Raw genomic sequence first — 16955 nt, forward strand, 5'->3', positions numbered from 1 at the left:
ACTTTTTGTGGCACATCATCCAGGGCAGGCCGGACCACATATGTTTCTTGATCCCTACTATACGCAAACGGATTCGCGCATTCGCATCACCGCACAGCAGGCGAGCGACTTCGCCAAGGGTATCGCGGGCGACTTCAATCCCATTCACGATCCGCAGGCGCGTCGCTTCTGCGTACCCGGCGATCTGCTGTTCGCCTTGGTGTTAAGCCGCTTCGGCCTTTCCCGGGAGATGGATTTTCATTTCCGCAGCATGGTCGGTGACGGGACCTCGCTGTGTCTGAAGGAGCAGGAGAGCGGGCATATCGATGTCAGCGACGATGACGGCAAGCGCTATCTCGACGTATCCCGCAGCGGTGAAACGACCCGGGACGAGTCTGTGGTGGAGGCCTTCACCCGCTGTTACGTGGCGTTTTCCGGCAAGAACTTTCCCCACGTGCTCAAGCCGCTGCTGGAAGAGAAGGGCGTCATGTTCAATCCGCGTCGCCCGCTGGTGATCTACGACAGCATGGGTTTCTCGCTGCAAAGACTGGACTTGTTCAGGCCTTCGCTCGATTTGGTGGAGTCGAACCTGGCGGTGAACGGCAAGCGTGGCGACGTGACCCTGCAGTTTCGCATCACCGATGGTGGGGAGGAGGTCGGCAGTGGCTCGAAGAAACTGGTGGTCAGCGGCCTGTGCGACTATGACGCGTCAGCCATGGAGGAAATCGTCACCGAGTTCTACCGGCTCAAGGCCGCCTACGAAGCCGGCGGCTGACAGGTTGCCGGCCGGCTCAGGCCGCAACGGTGATCGGCTCACACCACTACGGTGACCGGGCATGGCGCCTGGTCGATCACCCGATGGCTGACGCTCCCCAGTAGCTTTTCCCGCCATGTGCCGAGCCCCCTGCGGCCCATCATGATCACCGGGTAGTCCTCGTGTCGCCTGGCCTGCTGGATAATGGCCTCGGCATAGCGTTCTCCGGTCAGTACCTGCTCGATGATACCCGCTGGCACATCGCCCAGTACCTTGCGGGCGCGGTTGAAGATGCGCTCGGCCTCGTCAGTGGGTTCGTCGGTCTGTTGCGGCGGCTTGCCTGCCGGTCGGCAGAACAGCAGTTCTACCGCGGCATTGGCGCTGCGTGCCAGGTCGCCGGCCAGAAGGGCGGCCCTGTCGCTGTGACGTGAGCCGTCCACCGGCACCAGCACCCGGCCGATACGCTGTATGTCCTCGGGGGCCGCTTCGGCATGCACCACAGTGACAGGACAGCGGGCCTTGTGGACCACCTCGTTGCTGACGCTTCCTTCCACGAACTTGCCCATATCGCTGAGATGGCGGGCCCCTATCACCAGCAGGCATGCCGCGTGGTTCCGGGCATGCTCGACGATGGTGCGTGCCGGATGGCGGATAAAGGTGTTGTCCTCTAGGGTTACCTCGTCGATGGCCGTCTCCAGCGGCGGATCGATGACCTGCCTGGCACGGGAGAAGGCGCTCCTCGCGGCTTCCAGGCGCAGTGAGCGGTCCCGGTCGGCCTCGGCGTGCCGGTTGGCGGGCAGGTCGCTGAGTTCCGGAGGATTCAATGGCATCACATGCAGTAGCTGCAGTGATGCCTTGAGCAGGCGGGCCAGCATTGCGGCATGTCGTGTCGCAGCATCGGCGGTGGGTGAGCCATCCACTGGCACGATCACGAGCGAAATACGCTCACTCATGGTAAGTCTCCCTTGCAGACAGAGATGGTGAGTCAGGCTTGCAGATTAGCGCAATTGCCCAGTTGGCGTCTGCCTGGTACCCGGCACAAACAGCCGCTTGCCGAACAGCATGCCGCCCCAATGAGTACGGTTGGCGACCTGATTCAGCCAGATGGAGCCCGCCAGGCCAACCACGATCAGAAGGAGGGTATATACCGCCAGAGGCATGGCCAGGACTTCGTTCACCGCATCCACCATGGCGAAGAACATGGGATGGGCCAGGTAGATGCCGAAGGAGTATTGATTGATGTACTTGACCAGCGGTGTCGCCGGGCGGTGGCGCAGTCGAGTGACCGCGCTGAGGGTGAACAGGATGAACAGCGGCACCACCCAGACCTCCTTGGAGGAGTACGCCAGCCAGTTGGGCAGCGTCAGCAGGGCGATCAAGCCGACGTAGGCCGCCAGGTAGGCTGGCTGCGAGAGCTGTTTCAGCACCGGCACCTCATCCAGGCGGTGGGGAGTGAGCTGTGGGTAGTAGCGAACCACCAGCATCGCCAGGAAGAACAGGTAGATCCAGCCCAGGGGGGCGACCCAGAGCAGATAGCCGGGTGGCTCGATGCCGTACAGGCGAGTCAGCCCCCAGTAGGCCATGCCGGTCAGGCTGCCGATCACCAGCCAGGGGCCGGGCTTCAGCCAGTGTTCCAGGCCATAGCGGGCATAAAGCCAGTAGAACGCGTAGAACTGCATGGCGATGATCAGGAAATAACCGTGCCAGCCGGCATAGACCAGATAGAAGACCAGGTTCTCCCAAAAGCCAATATCGATACCCTCCTGCCGCAGGCTGAAGAAATTGGTGGTCGAATAGATCAGCCCGTAGACCAGGTAGGGCACCATCACGTACTGCAGGCGCTTGATGAGAAAGCCATCGGGCGGCCGGCTTCCGTAGCGGGCCGCAAACAGGAAAATAGAGATGAAGATGAAGATGGGCGTGCCGAGTACGGTGGGGATGCGGGCCAGGTCGACATAGACATTGTCGACCCGCTGATTCAGGCGGTCGAGGAGGTGAAAACCGAAAACGGCGAGACAGCCGTAGAAGCGCAGCCAGTAGATTTCCTCGATCTGCTTCATGGGCACCCGGGCCTTCCCTGGTTTTGTTGAAACGGCCTGTTGAAGTTGAAAGAGTCCGATGAAAGAGCCCGTTGGCATAGCTCAGTAGGAACAGCTCAATTGGAACATCCTGTACCGCCATGCTGTCGACCACGTGGACGAGCAGAAATTCCCAGATTGGGAAACAGTGATTCACTGACCCGTGTCCGGGCACAGGGAGGCCGTGCATGATCATCAATCGCGCTATCCGTTTCTTCCTTGGATTGGGGCTACTACTGGGAGCTTCACCGGCCCTGGCCGGTGAGGTAACCCATCACCGCTTTCCTTCGACGGTACTGGAGCGCGATTACGCCTATACCCTCTATCTGCCCGCAGGTTATCGGGAATCCAATCTCGCCTATCCGGTGCTCTACCTGCTGCACGGCTCCTTCGGCAGCGAGTCCGACTGGGTCGAGCGCGGGGGGCTGAAGGAGACCGCGGACCGCCTCATTCACCAAGGCGTCATTCCACCGGTAGTCATCGTGATGCCCGGCAGCGAGAGCTGGTGGATCGACGGCTACAACGAGGCGGCACGCACGGCCTTCTTCGACGAGCTCATTCCCCGGGTGGAGGAGACCTGGCAGGTGGTTCCGCAGCGGGAGTGGCGCGGTGTGGCGGGGCTTTCCGCCGGGGGCTATGGCAGCCTCAACTTCGCACTCGAGAGGCCGGAGCGCTTCGGTGCCGCCGCGGCCCTGAGCCCGGCCAGCTATCATCCCCTTCCGCCGGCCCACTCCTCGGCACACCGTCACCCGGCTTTCCTCGACGACGACGGACAGTTCGATGTCGATCTCTGGCAGCAGAGCAACTACACCGCCCATCTCGATCGTTACCTGGAACGGGACATCGTCGTGCCACTTTATCTTAGCGCCGGTAACCGTGACGTCTACAACGCCAAGCACCACGCCCGGCTGGTGCACCAGGCACTGAAGAACCATCAGCCCGAGCTGGTACCCCTGGACGTGTTGGGTGGCGGACACACATGGCAGGTGTGGCGGGCCAGCCTGCCCGTCGCTCTCGAGTGGATGTTCGAGTTCCTGCAGGGGCCGGTACCCCTGGAGACACTGGCGCAGCAGGAGGCTGTCGACAGCCGTTGGAGGCAACGCTAGCGACCTGGTATTGCAGCGGGAGGCAACTGGGCTTGACGCGACGTTCTCGCATTAACGGTTGGCTTGGGGGCCATAAGACCTTAGTCTCGAGCAACAACTTTCCTTCCAGGCCCCGGCATGCACCCACAGCGAGAACGACTGCACAACGAACTGCACGCCCGGCCCTCCATCTACTTCTCGGAGCCGGCCCACGTCCACCACTACGCCTTTCTGGATGAAGGTGGAGGCTGTGATGCCATCCTGGCACAGCTGGGCGCGATAACGGGTCTCGCGCTGGATACCGATTCCGTTCAGGAAATTCTGGCCTTCGAGGGCATGACCCTGAAGTGGGAGCGGCATACCGAATTCTTCACTCTCACCCTGCTGGTACCGCGTGGCAGCGACCGCGAACGATGGCCGGCGCCGCCCGAGCCACTGGCGTCGATCATCGCTGCCAATCAGGCTTTGCTGATCAATGCCACCCTGGTCCTGGTGGAGGCCGAGGAGGCCTGGAGCGGGAAGGGGGAGGCGTATGGTTTCAACGACCCGGCTGGCTCTCTGGTGGGGGATGGCGACGCCACCGTATGGAGTGATTTTCGTCTTACCGAGGAGGGCGTGAATCACCTGCTGCTGATCAACCGCAGGCTCAACGCCTTCCGTCTCGGTCGCATGGTGCGCCGACTGCTGGAGATCGAGACCTACCGCATGATGGCCTCGCTGTCGCTGCCCCTGGCCAAGGAACTCGGCCTCGAACTGCAGGGCTACGAGACCGAGCTCGGCGAACTCTCGGATCGCAATGCCGAGCAGGCGGAGACCAACCCGCGCCCGCTGCTGTCGGCCCTCTCACTGCTCTCGGCTCGCCTGGAGCGTAGCGGCGCCCGGTCGCGGCAGCGCTTCAGTGCCACCGAGGCCTACGCCCGTATCGTCTATACCCGGATTGAGGAGTTGCGTGAATCGCGAGTGCAGGAGTGTCCCCGCCTCGGGACCTTCATCCTGCGCCGCTTTCGTCCCACGGTGCATTTCTGTGCCGCGATCAATCGGCGCCAGGAGAGCCTGGCCGAGAGCGTGGCGCGGCTCAACGACCTGCTGCGAACCCGTGCCCAGGTCGAGATCGAGGAGCAGAACTCGGGCATCCTGCACAGCCTCAACGAGCGCGCCAGCAGTCAGCTGAAGATCCAGAAGGCGGTCGAGGGACTCTCGATCATCGTCATCAGCTACTACGTGTTTAGCCTGTTCAAGCTGTCGCTGGAGAGTCTCGGGGCCCTTGGGGTGCCTGTGGTGCCCAGCGTGGCCGCGTCGATCATTGGTCCGCTAGGGCTTGCCATCATCGGCGTGCTTGCCTGGCGTATCTGGCGGGTCAAGCACCACTGAGGTGCGGGACAACCTCAGGCTGTCACACTCTTGACCCTGGCATGTAGCATGGCGAGGCCCAGCAACAGCAGGCCCATCAGTGCCGCCAGGAGGAGTGGAAAGGCCGCTGCGCCGGCCCACTCCAGCATAGGGCCGGTCAGTGATGGTACACCCAGGGCGCCGATCCCGGCCGACAGGAAGATCAGGCCCGTATTACGGCCACTCATGGTCATCAACTGATTGCAGAGGCCGAACAGCGTGGGAAAGATGGCCGAGGCAGAGAGCCCAAACAGCAGTGCCATCATGGGCAGCGGTAGCCAGGCGACATGCAGTGAGAGGGCCGTGGCCAATCCGAGCCCCAGGCAATTGATCAGCACCGTCCAGGGGGAAAAGAGCCTGAGTAGTGGGATCGCCAGCAGGCGGCCGGCGGAGAGCGTCAACCAGAACAGGGTGACCAGCATGGCGGCGCCCTGCGGAGTCATTCCGCTCAGGGTGCCGTAGGAGGTCGCCCAGCCGGCGAAGGTAATCTCCATGCCTACGTAGAGCCCAAACATCAGCATGAAGATGGCCAGCAGCCAGGGGTCGGAGCGCGGCGTGGCGGGCTTGTCATGGCGTTTGTCGACCAGGGGGCGTGGGCTTGCTTGCCGAGCCAGGGGCCAGAGCAGCGACAGTCCCAGCAGCGCGACCAGCCAGAAGGCCCAGGCAAACTGCCCTGTCACCGCCAGCACGGCTACCAGCACCAGCGGCACCAGCATATTGCCGAATCCGAAGCAGAAATGCAGTGCGCTGATCCAGGGGGTGGAGGCGGTGCCGTGGGTCCAGAGTAGCAGGGTGTTGGATCCGGCATTGAGCGAGACTTCGGCGAAACCGAGTACGAAGATGATCGCCGTGAGCAGGGCCAGCGTCTGGCTGAAGGGCACTGCTGCGAGCCCAAGCGCCATCAGCACGAGCATGGCGCACAACACCCTGTGGCCGGAGAAGCGATCGATCAACAGGCCGGATATCACCGAGCCGAGCATATTGCCCAGCGCCCTGGCCGTGAACAGCACGGCGATCTGCCCCATGCCGGAGCCGGTCGCTTCCGCCAGGTGTGGCAGCGCCGGACCCAGCAGGCCTCCGCTCATGCCAATAGCGATAAGCACCAGAAAGTAGGTCAGGGTGACACGGCCACCGTGTCGACGCGTGAAGGCCAGCATTTCCGCTCCCTGGTGTCGTTGGCAAGCGGGCGATTGTCGCACAGTCGCTGGCCGAGGATCCTCCCATCCTCCGGGAGGGCCTGCCTGAATCGACAGGCCCTCGGTCATTTTCCGAGGTCACTCCCGTGCGTCGAGCTGGGCCAGCAGGTCCGACACGGCACGCTCCAGTTGGCGATCGCGGTCGGCGACTTCATCCTCGGGCGTCTGTTCGACCGGGATATCGGGCATTGCCCCATTGTGTTCCATGTCTGTCCCGTCGGGCAGGAACCAGCCCCGGAACGGCCGGCGGACGGTCGCGCCGTCGATGAGGCTGTAGCTGTTGGTGGAGATTACCCCGCCGTAGGTCTGCTGGCCCACCAGGTTGCCGCGGCCCAGGGTGGAGAAGGCGTGGGCCAGAATTTCGGCATTGGAGTAGCTCTTCTCGTTGACCAGCATATTGATCGGCAGGGTATAGCGAGGCGCGTCCAGCCTGTCCTGCGGGTAATGGCCGGTCGTCTCCGGATCCGCACCAACGGGAACCGTGTAGGCGTGTTCGCCCGCCATGATCGAGGTCAGGATGCGGTCCGTGGTGTGTCCGCCACCGTTATTGCGTACATCGATGATCAGCCCCTCCTTGCCGGTCGCGGCGGCATAGAGGTCGCCCTGGAAGCCCTCCAGCGAGGTCTGGTTCATGGCCTGGATATGCAGATACCCGATCCGGCCGTCGGAGAGCGCCTCCACCTGGCGGCGAGTTGCCTCGCGGAAGTGATCATATTTCAGCCGAGCAAGGTCACCCATGCTTGTCGGAGTCAGCATGGTACGGTACTCGGTATAGCCAGTGTCACCGGGGCGGTCGAAGGTGACGATCACCTCCTGGTCGACAAGCCCACGCAGGCTGAGCAGTAGCGTATCGCTCGCTTCGAAGGGCTGGAGGTCGATCTCGGTGATGATATCGCCTTCCCGCAGAGGCATGGGGCCTCGGCTCGCCGGCCCTTCGGGTATCACGTCGGTGACACGGTATCCGGCCCTGCCGTCAACCTGCGACACGATGCGTTCCTGCTCGATGCCGAACCGGCCGGAGGGCTCGCGCAGCGCCGACACTGGCCCTGGATTGGATACGCCCATGTGAGAGGCAGCGAGCTCGCCCATCAGCCGATTGGCTATGTCGCTGAACTCGCTGGGCGTGCGTGCGCGACGTATCAGCGTTTCGTACTCCTCGACCACCTGTGGCCAGTCCAGCCCCTTCATGTCCTCGCGATAGAAGCTCTCTCCTATCATCCGTGCCGCTTCGTTGAATTTCTGCAGCGACTGCGCTTGCCGGTTGATGCGAATGCGGTCCGAGATATCGGGTCGCTGATGGGTCCCCCCCGAAAGCCGTGCCACCCCCACGCGGCCATCGCTGATATAGACCACGCGGTCGCCGGTGGTGCTCAGGTGCTGCACGTTGGCCATCGGCCCCAGCCGTGTCCGGTTGCCGCCGTCCCAGTCCATGACGAACAGACCTTCGCTTCCCGCGTTGAAAACGTAGCGGTCGCCGCCCGGCGTCATCTCGTTGGCCGATTGATGGGTGGGGGAGGCGGTGATACGTTCCACCCGGCGCCAGGCGCTCTCCAGCTCGAGCACCGGCTCGTCCGTGACATCCTGTTCCTGGCTCTCCTCCCGGATGACCGGCAGCGGTGAGCGGTCGTCGGCCTCGTTGCGAGCGTTGCGATAGTAGGTGGTCCGCTCGCGCGGGGTGTAGGTCTCGATGACACGGTCGAGATAGACGCTGTACAGGTCGTAGCTGTCGCCTGAACGATTGGAGATAAAGCTCAGCTTGCGACCGTCGGCCGACCAGCGAGGATTGAGGTCGTTGCGGGGATGCCGGGTGATGTTGACCGGTGCTGTCGAGCCGTCTGCCGGCACGATGAAGATGTTGGCGCTGAAGTTCAGGTCGTTACGGGAAAAGGCGATATAGCGGCTGTCCGGCGACCAACGCCAGTGGGTGAAACTGTCCCAGCCTTCGACCAGGGTTCTCTCATCGCCGCTCTCCAGATCCCTTATCATCAGGTCGCCGCGTCCGCGACGGAAAGCGAGGGAGCGGCCGTCCGGGGACGGAGAGACCTGACGGTCGTTGTGTTCGCTTGCCACCAGCGGCTGAACATCGAACTGGACCGCGTCATGCCAGCGGGACGGATCGCGCTCGGGCAGTACATCCTCGACAACCTCGTCGTCGAGCTCCACTTCCGGAATACTTTCGGACTCTATCGGCTGATCCTGCAGCGGCTCCGGCTCATCCACCGGGGTCGACGGGGTCGGCAGCAGAATGGGCGTGATCAGAAAGCCCGGGTCCTGCGGGGCGAACGGGTCTTCGGGGTCTTCTCCCTGCAATGCAAGATCCGGCTCACCGTTGACATCGGGGTCCGGTTCGCTCGGCTCCTCGGGGGCGGCCAAGGCTGGCGGCTCGGGGGGTGGCGCCGTGAATTCCCAGCTGCGAGTGGGGCGCTCATCGGATGACAGCCCTTCGTGGGTCTGGCGGATCTCGTCCCGGGTCAGGGCTACGCGGGCCTCGTGAATCGATTCGGTGCCGTCGCTGTCGTTGACGAAATAGAGCACCAGGCCATCGGGGGACCAGGCGATGTCCTTGTGGCGGGCGTGGGTGCCTGGCGTCACGGCCTGGGTCGGGCTCTGGTCATCCATATGCCGCACGTACACCCTGCCGTAGGCGATATAGGCCATGGTCTGGCCGTCAGGGCTGAGCGCCGCCTCGCTCACGTCCCGGTTGATCCGGCGCAGTTCATGGTTGTCCCGGCCGTCCGCCGCAGCACGCAGCGATACCGGCTCTGGCATGGCATCGGGGTCTTCCAGGTCCAGGGTGAGAAGGGTGTCCCAGACCTGCAGGATGGCGGTGCTGCCGTTCCGGGAAACATCGAAGTGCTGCAGGTCGCGCTCATCGAAGTCGGTGAGACGCTCCAAGGTCCGCGTCTCGTCTTCCAGTTCGAGCCGATAGAGATTGACCGTTTCGTCTTCCCTGTCCGACATGAAGAGCAGCGTCTCGTCGTTGGCCCAGCGTGCACTGCCATCGTCTCCATCGCGTTCGGTAAGGGCTTCGAACTCGCCGGTTTCACGATCATGCAGCCAGACGTTCATGGCGTCCGGCCCGCGGTAGTGGCGTCGATTCCAGCCGTGGTAAGCGCCGCCGCGGGTAAAGACGACACGCTGTCCATCGGGCGAAAGCTGCGGCTCGGAGCCGAAGGCATCATGCAGCCGGCGATATTCGCCACCCTCCGGTGACAGCTGATAGGGACGCTGGTCGCGGTAGACATCGGCTTCGAGCATGCCGGAGAAGGTAATGACCGGTTCACCGTCCTCGTTGACGCCATAGGTCGGGTTGCGCAGATGCTGGTCGCCGTGGGTGATCTGGGTCAGCTCCCCCCCGTCACGACGCATGCGCCACAGGTTCAGGTAGCCGTCGCGCATCGAGGCGAACACGATCCACTCCCCGTCCGGGCTCCAGCTCGAATAGAGGTCGTCGAGGTCGTGGCGTGTCAGGCGGATGGCGTTGCCGCCGTCGGTTGGGACCCGCCAGAGATCGCCTCGCCAACTGAAGATGAGTGCCGAGCCGTCCGGGCTGATGGAAGGAAAGCGGGGCAGGCCGACTTCCGCCGTCGCTGTCGTCGGGGCGCTGGCCAGTAGCCCTCCCGTGACTGCCACCAGAGCCATTCGCTGTGCTGCGTTACCCAGCATGCTGCCAATATCGCGCGCCATTCCCATTCGCCAAGCCTTATCATTTGCAGAAGCGTGCCCAGCTCAACGTAGCAACAAACCCACGCTCGTTCGAATGGTGGCGACATATCGTTACACTGAGAGTTGACGACAGGAGGGCAGGGGCAAGACTAGAAAAGGGGCAGGGAATCAGGATCCGGAACAGCAAGGAGAGGGAGACAGCCTGTGAGCGACGCGCGGCCAAAGAACGATACACAACAAAAGACTATAGAAAGTGACGAACGGGACCCCTATCCGGATGCACTGCGTGCCCTGGCACTGCTGATCGTAGTGCTGGGGCATTGGGCGGCGACCTTGCCCCGTGTCGAAGGTGGCATTCTGGTGGATACCGACCATATCCTCCACGTTTGGGAGCCGGCCGGACTGTATACCTGGTTGGTTCAGGTGGTGCCGCTGTTTGTGTTTGTCTCTGCCGCGGTCAGTGCCCAAGGCGTCCTGCAACGGCTGGAGAAGGGCAAGCCTCACCTGCACTGGTGGGCGGGCCGTGCCCTGGGGCTGGCGCGGCCCACCGTCACTTACCTGGCGGTTCTGACCGGTTTCGCACTTACCGCTCTCATCACCAGGGATGGCGTTCTTGGCCCCCTCAACCACTCGCTGACGGTTCACCTCTGGTTCCTGCTGATCCTGCTTGGGGTACAGCTGCTGCTGCCGCTTTGCGTCTGGGCCGACCGTCGCTGGGGGCTCAAGGCCGTTGCCGGCCTGGTCCTGTGCATTGCCCTGGTTGATCTGCTGCGTGCTCGACCCTCTGGTATCGCTGACATGCTCGAGTTCGGCGTGCTGGTCACCGACACCCACAATTATTTTGGCTGGATCAACATCGCCCTTGTCTGGGTGTTGCCGCAGCAGCTCGGCATCGCCTGGTGGCACGGCCGGTTTTTCGGTCGTCGTACCGGCCTGGGTCTGCTGCTGCTCGGGGTGGCCTGGCTGGGGCTGGCCGTGGCGGCCGGCTATCCCGTCTCCATGGTCAATGGCAACGTAGGAGGCCACACCAACCTGCTGCCGCCGACCCTGGCGCTGCTCGGGGTGATTTGGCTCCAGGTCGGTTTGGTCGTGCTCTTCGAAACACCGGTGCGCAACTTTCTCAAGCGCCAGCACATGGGGCCCTGGATGGCGATGTTCGGCGCTCTGGGGCTGCAGCTCTACCTCTGGCACAAGTTCGCCGAGCTTCCCGCCACTTGGCTGGGAATGCGCCTGGACTGGCCGATCAATGCCGGCCTTCCCGGAGAGCCCGGCTTCTGGATCGGCCGGCTGGAGTGGCTTGGGCTCTGCATACTGATGGTCACCCCGGTCATGATCGTAGTGGTGGCCTACGAGCGCTTCCGCAAGCAGGGTGTACCGCACGCGACCAGCACTCCGGCCATTCTCATGGGAGGGGGCGCGTTATTTGTCGGTCTGGGGGTCAGCCTTGGTCTGGGTGCCTTTCCCGGTGCCACCCTTGGCTTGGTGGGGGTGGCACTCGCCTCCTGGCTGCTGCGTGCCCGAAAGTGACGACATCAGCAGGCCGAGCAGTGACTGTTTCAGTCCGGTGGCTTCGGCGGGGTCGGGGCAGGCGGTCACGATACGCCGACAGATGACCTTGAGCACACCAGGGCTGGTCTTCGCTGTGGTGTCCGTAACACGGCCGATAATCTCGCCGTCGGCGGTCAATGTCTTGGCGTGTTGCAGCTGGATGCGGCACTGCAATGACTTGGCGTGGATCACTGTGGAGGTGTCACGGGGCTCCTGCCTTAGTAGCCGTGTTGCCAGGAACACCATCAACAGACGAATTCTCGACCTGGGGCGCACGGCGACAATATCGAGCTTGCCATCGTCGATTCGGGTTTCCTCGATACGCTGGCCGCCACCGAAGAAGGCGCCCGATGCCACCGCAATGGTCAACCAGCGCCCTTCGGCAACGCCATCGTCATGCTCGATTCGGCCATGAAAGCCACGCTGGATACTCATCTTCTGCACCAGCACGGCCAGGTAGCTGAAGCGCCCCCAGAGCGACTTGTGTTTGGTGGAGGCTTCCTGGGCGGGCACCGTTCCCAAGCCGATATGGGCGACATTGAGGAACAGCCGGTCATCGATCCATGCCACATCGACATCGGCGGACTGGCCCGAAGCGATCAGCCGGCACAGCTCCGCCGGATCTTCCGGCAGCCCCAGGTTTCGGGAAAAATCGTTCGCCGTTCCCGAGGGCAGCACAGCCAGGGTCGTTTTTCGCTCGACGCAAACCGATGCCACCCGGTTGACGGAACCATCGCCACCAGCCACCAGTATTCGATCGCCTTCGCGGATATCGCTATCCCAGGTCGATTCCGTCAGGTCGCGTGTCGTGAAATCGGTTATGCCCGCTGCATTCAGGTGGGCCTTCCAGAATGACTCGCCGCGCTTTCCATCGCCCGCCTTGCCATTGATGATCAACCAGTCACGCATTGCGGTGTCTCCTTACCCCTGCGCCCCGTGCATCCATGAGCTTAGCCAGCCAGCCGGGCAGATGCATCTCCAACATATCGATTTGGACCCCTGTCCTCCGTGTCGCCGTTCTTCGCTGCGTCGCGCAGAAGAAAGAAGTGACACGAAATCCATACAATACAGAAAGAAATCGGCCGGTAGGGTGATGTTTCACGGGGCGGGGGTCGTGGTTCAATCTGCTCTTTCCGGGCTCCTCTGGGAGTCTGACAAATCTTTGCTAGGTTGGGGCTGAGAGATACCCGTCAACCTTGTCCAGCAATCATATCCAGCAACCCTGCTCATACAACTTTCCCATCAAACCCAGGAGGTGGAGCGTGGCATCCGATACCCTGACAGAGAGCGTACCCGAGACAATGGCTGCGATGCTGCTGACCGGCCATGGCGGCCTCGACAAGCTGGTCTACCATGACGACGTGTCCACGCCGAAGCCCGGGCCGGGCGAAGTGCTGGTGCGGGTCACGGCGACGGCCAAGAACAATACCGACCGCAAGGCCCGTGAAGGTCTCTACCCCACCAAGGAGAAGGGGGAGGTGACCTCCTTCGCCATGGGCGGGTCGCCGACGCTGACCTTTCCGCGCATCCAGGGCGCCGACGTGGCCGGGCGTGTGGCGGCGGTGGGCGAAGGAGTGGACCCCGGTCGTATCGGCCAGCGCGGGCTGCTGGACTTCAACCTCTACCCCGACGCGCGACGCGACCTCAATCTGATGCCGGACTACTACGGCCATGGCGCCGATGGTGGTTTCGCCGAGTACGTCGCGGTGCCGTCCGATCAGTTCCATACGGTGGACAACCCTGGCCTGAGCGATGCGGAACTGGCCTCGATGGGCATGTGCTCCTACCAGACCGCCTACCACATGATGACCTCGGCCAACGTGGCTGTCGGCGAAAGAGTGCTGGTCAGCGGCGCCAGTGGCGGCGTGGGTACCGCGCTGATACAGCTGTGCCGTATCGTCGGCGCGGTACCCTATGCCGTGAGCCAGCCCGACAAGGCGGATGCGCTACTTGCGCTGGGCGCCGAGGCGGTGATCGACCGCGGGGACCTGCCCACCTTCGTCGACCGGGTACTGGAAACTACCGGCGGCGCCCCGATCGATGCCGTGATGGATCTGGTCGGCGGCGAAATGACGGATCGCTTCATCGATACCATGATCGTCGACATGAAGCGCCGTTCCACCTACCCGCGCCTCTCCATCGCCGGAGCCAGCGGCGGTAACCTCAGCGAAATCATGTGGACCCGGATCTACCTCTACCAGGTGCAGATATTCGGCGTCTCGCACGGCACCCGTGAAGAGGCGGAGCAACTGATCGAGTGGATTCGTACCGGTCAGCTCAAGCCGGTGTTGCATGCGGCCTTCAAGCTCTCCAACCTGCACGATGCCGAATCCTACTTCGTCAATCGTGGGAGCAACTACCTGGGCAAGATCGTTATCGTGCCCGACTCCCAATGGGCCGAGCACGGCGCACCCTACGCACTCGAGGAGAAGGCATGAGCCACGAACTGACGCTGCGCCTGATCGATACCCATGCCGGCGGCGACGTTAGCCGGATCGTGATCGGTGGCATCGATCCGCTGCCCGGGGACACGGTCCGGCAGCAGATGGAGTATCTGGAAAACGATGCCGATGGCCTGCGCCGGCTGCTGCTGGAAGAGCCCTACGGTATTCCCGAAATGTCGGTGGACCTCATCGTTCCGGCCACCGACCCCAAGGCCAGCATGGGCTACATCATCATGGAGGTGATGGGCTACCCCATCTACTCCGGCTCCAATACGATCTGTACGGCCACGGCGCTGCTGGAGAGCGGCCTGATTCCCAAGCGGGAAGGTCGGCAGCGTTTCATGCTGGAGTCGCCGGCGGGGCTGGTGCAGATCGAAGCGCGCGTCGAGAATGGCGTGGTGGAAGCCATCACCTGTGGCGGGCTGCCCAGCTACATCGACACCCATCGTGCCACCATCCACGTGCCCTCCGTCGGTGACGTGACCTACAGCATCGCCTATAGCGGTGGCTTCTACGCCCTGGTGGATGCGACCGAGCTGGGCTTCTCCCTCAAGCGCGAGGAGGAGCGGGCGCTGGCAGAATGTGCCCATCGCATCGTCGAGGCGATCCAGGCCCGCAGCGGCTTTTCCCACTACACCCTGGGCGATGTGGGGCCGCTGCCCTTCCTGCACTTCATGGGGCCGGTCGACCAGGTCGCCGACGACTTCTACCGTTCGCGCTCGGCCACCTACGTGCATCCCGGGGTGATCTGTCGCAGCACCACCGGTACCGGTACCTCGGCCCGGCTAGCGCTGATGCACTACGAAGGCACCATAAAGCCCGGTGATCGGCTGGAAACCGTCTCCTTGCGGGAAACGGGGTTTATCGGCGAGTTCGTCTCGGCGCGCGAGGCCGGCGGCAAGCATCAGGTGGTCGAGAACACCATTACCGGCAAGAGCTACGTCCTCGCCCGTTCGGAGATCGTGATTAACTGCGAGGACCCCATGGTGGTGTGTGGCAGCCTGCACCATATCCTCAGTAGCCGTCACAAATAGCCACTCCGACGATCTGTTCCGCTGTCGCTACGCCGCTAGGCGTCGCTGCCGTATACCAGGCGTATCTCGTCGAGCAGCCATGCCTCGAAGGCGTCCATGGCGTCGGTTGGCGTGCGTGACTTGAGTCGCGTGATCCAGTAGCTGCCCAGCGCGGCATGGATCTCGAAGGGCTGCACGACATCGCCGCTGCTCAACTGGCGGGCAAACATTCGCGGCGGGGCAAGGGCAACCCTCGCGCCCTGTACCGCGGCCTCCATCATCGCCAGGGAGGAGTCGAAGGTCACGCCATTGGCACGTGCCGGCGGCCGTGATACGCCTGCAGCGGCGAACCAGTGCGTCCATTCGTTCTCTCGGTAAGAGCGCAGCAGGGTGTGGCGGACCAGGTCTGCCGGCGTGAGCAGAGATTCGGCCAGGCGAGGGGTACACAGGGCGGAAAGCGGGGCGTCGAAGAGCCGCTGCGCCTCGAGCCCGTGCCAGGCGCCATCACCGAAGCGAATGGCGTAATCGAGCCCCTCGATGGCCATGTCGACCCGATTGTTGTGGGTCGACAGGCGAACCTCGACAAGAGGGTGGGCGGACTGAAAGCGTGGCAGGCGTGGCAGCAGCCAGCCTACTGCGAAGGTGCCCACCGCGCCCACGTTGAGAACGTCGCGTACCCTGCCGCCTTCGAGCCGCTCCAGCATGTTCGCCATGCGATCGAAGGCATCGCGCATCACCGGAAGCAGCGCCTCGCCTTCGGCGGTGATCATCAACCCACGGGGCAGGCGCTTGAACAACCCCACGGCCAGGCGCTCCTCCAGCAGCTTGACCTGGTGGCTCACCGCCGCCTGGGTCACGTTCAACTCGTCGGCTGCCCGGGTGAAGCTCAGGTGGCGGGCCGAGGCCTCGAAAGCGCGCAGGGCATTCAATGGTAGATAGGGTCTCGTCATAAGCCCAAGCTCAGTTTATGGCTCATGCAAGATATCATGGTTTGTGGCGGCAGCCAGGCCTTCGCTAATCTCACATCCGACGCGTTGCTTCACCCTTGATGAACGAACCCATGACGAGCGGATGGAACCATGACCCTAGGACCCTTGAAGCTAAAAAAAATTGCGCAAAGGACAATGATGGCTTGCGCTCTCGTACTGTCCCTGACTCCCTCTGGTGCCCTGGCCGATGCGTGGCAGGAACGCGCCGACTGGAGCGAGATCTTTCGTGCCAACGACGCCAGCGGCACGCTGCTGGTGGTCGACAAGCGAGACGGCGCCACTACCACGCTGGTGCACGACAGCGAGCGAGCCCGGCAGCGCTTCTTGCCCGCCTCCACCTTCAAGATTCCCCACACACTCTTCGTCCTGGATGCCGATGTTGTGGAGGACGAGTTCCAGGTCTTTCCCTGGGATGGCGTCGAGCGTGACTTTTCTCAGTGGAACGCCGACCACGACTTGCGCTCGGGCATGCGCCTCTCGGTGGTGTGGCTCTATCAGCTCTTCGCCCGGGAGCTGGGCGAGGAGAACGAGCGCCGCAATCTGGAAGCGATCGACTACGGTAACGCCGACATCGGCGACGACCTCGAAAACTTCTGGCTCGAGGAGGGCATGCTGGAGATATCGGCCGAGGAGCAGATCGAGTTTCTCGAGCGGCTCTATCGCAACGAGCTGCCATTCGACGAGGCGAACCAGCGTATGCGTCCGGTGAACACACCTTTCGCTGAGCCCCGACTTCGATGACGGTAGGTGTCCACCTATTGCTTAGTGGACACCTACCATGAGTGAGTTAAGCGTATTGGAGGCGCCTCGAAAG

13 protein-coding genes are annotated in these 16955 nt (G+C 63.0%); 7 read left to right on the forward strand and 6 right to left on the reverse strand.

All coding sequences use genetic code 11. The annotated features are described in order from the left end of the window. The first annotated feature begins 40 nt into the window (after positions 1–40). Complete coding sequence (locus DU505_RS18270; protein WP_114480423.1) at positions 41–754, forward strand: DUF3581 domain-containing protein; 714 nt, start codon at positions 41–43, stop codon at positions 752–754. A gap of 38 nt (positions 755–792) precedes the next feature. Here DU505_RS18270 and DU505_RS18275 read toward each other — a convergent pair whose 3' ends face one another. Together DU505_RS18275 and DU505_RS18280 are read right to left on the reverse strand one after the other, a co-directional pair. Further along, the gene (locus DU505_RS18275) at positions 793–1686 is read right to left on the reverse strand and encodes a universal stress protein (protein ID WP_114480424.1); all 894 of its coding nucleotides are present in this window, start codon (positions 1684–1686) and stop codon (positions 793–795) included. Positions 1687–1731: 45 nt separating this feature from the next. Next, complete coding sequence (locus DU505_RS18280) at positions 1732–2793, reverse strand: acyltransferase family protein (RefSeq protein WP_114480425.1); 1062 nt, start codon at positions 2791–2793, stop codon at positions 1732–1734. A gap of 206 nt (positions 2794–2999) precedes the next feature. Between DU505_RS18280 and DU505_RS18285 the strand changes: the two genes are divergently transcribed. Together DU505_RS18285 and DU505_RS18290 are read left to right on the forward strand one after the other, a co-directional pair. Next, positions 3000–3917: an alpha/beta hydrolase gene (locus DU505_RS18285; RefSeq protein ID WP_114480426.1), complete on the forward strand. Its 918-nt coding sequence runs from the start codon at positions 3000–3002 to the stop codon at positions 3915–3917. Positions 3918–4034: 117 nt separating this feature from the next. After that, positions 4035–5267 carry a DUF3422 domain-containing protein gene (locus DU505_RS18290; RefSeq protein WP_114480427.1) on the forward strand — a complete coding sequence of 411 codons (1233 nt, stop codon included), beginning with the start codon at positions 4035–4037 and terminating at the stop codon, positions 5265–5267. A 14-nt stretch (positions 5268–5281) separates the two neighbouring features. Here DU505_RS18290 and DU505_RS18295 read toward each other — a convergent pair whose 3' ends face one another. Continuing rightward, a complete protein-coding gene (locus DU505_RS18295; protein ID WP_114480428.1) occupies positions 5282–6442 on the reverse strand; it encodes an MFS transporter in 1161 nt (386 codons plus the stop codon). A gap of 117 nt (positions 6443–6559) precedes the next feature. Continuing rightward, the gene (locus DU505_RS18300) at positions 6560–10168 is read right to left on the reverse strand and encodes a S41 family peptidase (RefSeq protein ID WP_114480439.1); all 3609 of its coding nucleotides are present in this window, start codon (positions 10166–10168) and stop codon (positions 6560–6562) included. Positions 10169–10351: 183 nt separating this feature from the next. Here DU505_RS18300 and DU505_RS18305 point away from each other — a divergent pair, with 183 nt between their 5' ends. Next, on the forward strand, positions 10352–11674 hold the full coding sequence (locus DU505_RS18305) for an acyltransferase family protein (protein WP_114480429.1): 1323 nt from the start codon (positions 10352–10354) through the stop codon (positions 11672–11674). Here the strand turns inward: DU505_RS18305 and DU505_RS18310 are convergent. Continuing rightward, positions 11567–12604, reverse strand: coding sequence for a diacylglycerol/lipid kinase family protein (locus DU505_RS18310; RefSeq protein ID WP_114480430.1), 1038 nt, complete (start codon positions 12602–12604; stop codon positions 11567–11569). The genes DU505_RS18305 and DU505_RS18310 overlap by 108 nt on opposite strands. Positions 12605–12996: 392 nt before the next feature. Here DU505_RS18310 and DU505_RS18315 point away from each other — a divergent pair, with 392 nt between their 5' ends. Next, positions 12997–14133, forward strand: a complete 1137-nt coding sequence (locus tag DU505_RS18315; RefSeq protein ID WP_114480440.1) for an alcohol dehydrogenase catalytic domain-containing protein — start codon at positions 12997–12999, stop codon at positions 14131–14133. Further along, positions 14130–15173, forward strand: coding sequence for a proline racemase family protein (locus DU505_RS18320; RefSeq protein WP_114480431.1), 1044 nt, complete (start codon positions 14130–14132; stop codon positions 15171–15173). The genes DU505_RS18315 and DU505_RS18320 overlap by 4 nt, the downstream gene beginning before the upstream one ends. A 35-nt stretch (positions 15174–15208) precedes the next feature. Here the strand turns inward: DU505_RS18320 and DU505_RS18325 are convergent, their stop codons facing one another. Further along, the gene (locus DU505_RS18325; protein WP_114480432.1) at positions 15209–16102 is read right to left on the reverse strand and encodes a LysR family transcriptional regulator; all 894 of its coding nucleotides are present in this window, start codon (positions 16100–16102) and stop codon (positions 15209–15211) included. A gap of 177 nt (positions 16103–16279) precedes the next feature. On the opposite strand from DU505_RS18325, the gene DU505_RS18330 reads away from it, so the two are divergent. Then, positions 16280–16882: a penicillin-binding transpeptidase domain-containing protein gene (locus DU505_RS18330; protein WP_245948060.1), complete on the forward strand. Its 603-nt coding sequence runs from the start codon at positions 16280–16282 to the stop codon at positions 16880–16882. The last annotated feature ends 73 nt before the right edge of the window (positions 16883–16955 follow it).

Source organism: Billgrantia montanilacus (assembly GCF_003336675.1).
Classification (GTDB): domain Bacteria; phylum Pseudomonadota; class Gammaproteobacteria; order Pseudomonadales; family Halomonadaceae; genus Halomonas; species Halomonas montanilacus.

Bases quoted from the DNA above. Each gene is read 5' to 3' on its own strand.
- DU505_RS18285 (WP_114480426.1), top strand. From the start codon at position 3,000: ATGATCATCAATCGCGCTATCCGTTTCTTCCTTGGATTGGGGCTACTA.
- DU505_RS18295 (WP_114480428.1), bottom strand. From the start codon at position 6,442: ATGCTGGCCTTCACGCGTCGACACGGTGGCCGTGTCACCCTGACCTAC.
- DU505_RS18330 (WP_245948060.1), top strand. From the start codon at position 16,280: ATGGCTTGCGCTCTCGTACTGTCCCTGACTCCCTCTGGTGCCCTGGCC.
- DU505_RS18300 (WP_114480439.1), bottom strand. From the start codon at position 10,168: ATGGCGCGCGATATTGGCAGCATGCTGGGTAACGCAGCACAGCGAATG.
- DU505_RS18325 (WP_114480432.1), bottom strand. From the start codon at position 16,102: ATGACGAGACCCTATCTACCATTGAATGCCCTGCGCGCTTTCGAGGCC.
- DU505_RS18270 (WP_114480423.1), top strand. From the start codon at position 41: ATGTTTCTTGATCCCTACTATACGCAAACGGATTCGCGCATTCGCATC.
- DU505_RS18320 (WP_114480431.1), top strand. From the start codon at position 14,130: ATGAGCCACGAACTGACGCTGCGCCTGATCGATACCCATGCCGGCGGC.
- DU505_RS18275 (WP_114480424.1), bottom strand. From the start codon at position 1,686: ATGAGTGAGCGTATTTCGCTCGTGATCGTGCCAGTGGATGGCTCACCC.
- DU505_RS18290 (WP_114480427.1), top strand. From the start codon at position 4,035: ATGCACCCACAGCGAGAACGACTGCACAACGAACTGCACGCCCGGCCC.
- DU505_RS18315 (WP_114480440.1), top strand. From the start codon at position 12,997: ATGGCTGCGATGCTGCTGACCGGCCATGGCGGCCTCGACAAGCTGGTC.
- DU505_RS18310 (WP_114480430.1), bottom strand. From the start codon at position 12,604: ATGCGTGACTGGTTGATCATCAATGGCAAGGCGGGCGATGGAAAGCGC.
- DU505_RS18280 (WP_114480425.1), bottom strand. From the start codon at position 2,793: ATGAAGCAGATCGAGGAAATCTACTGGCTGCGCTTCTACGGCTGTCTC.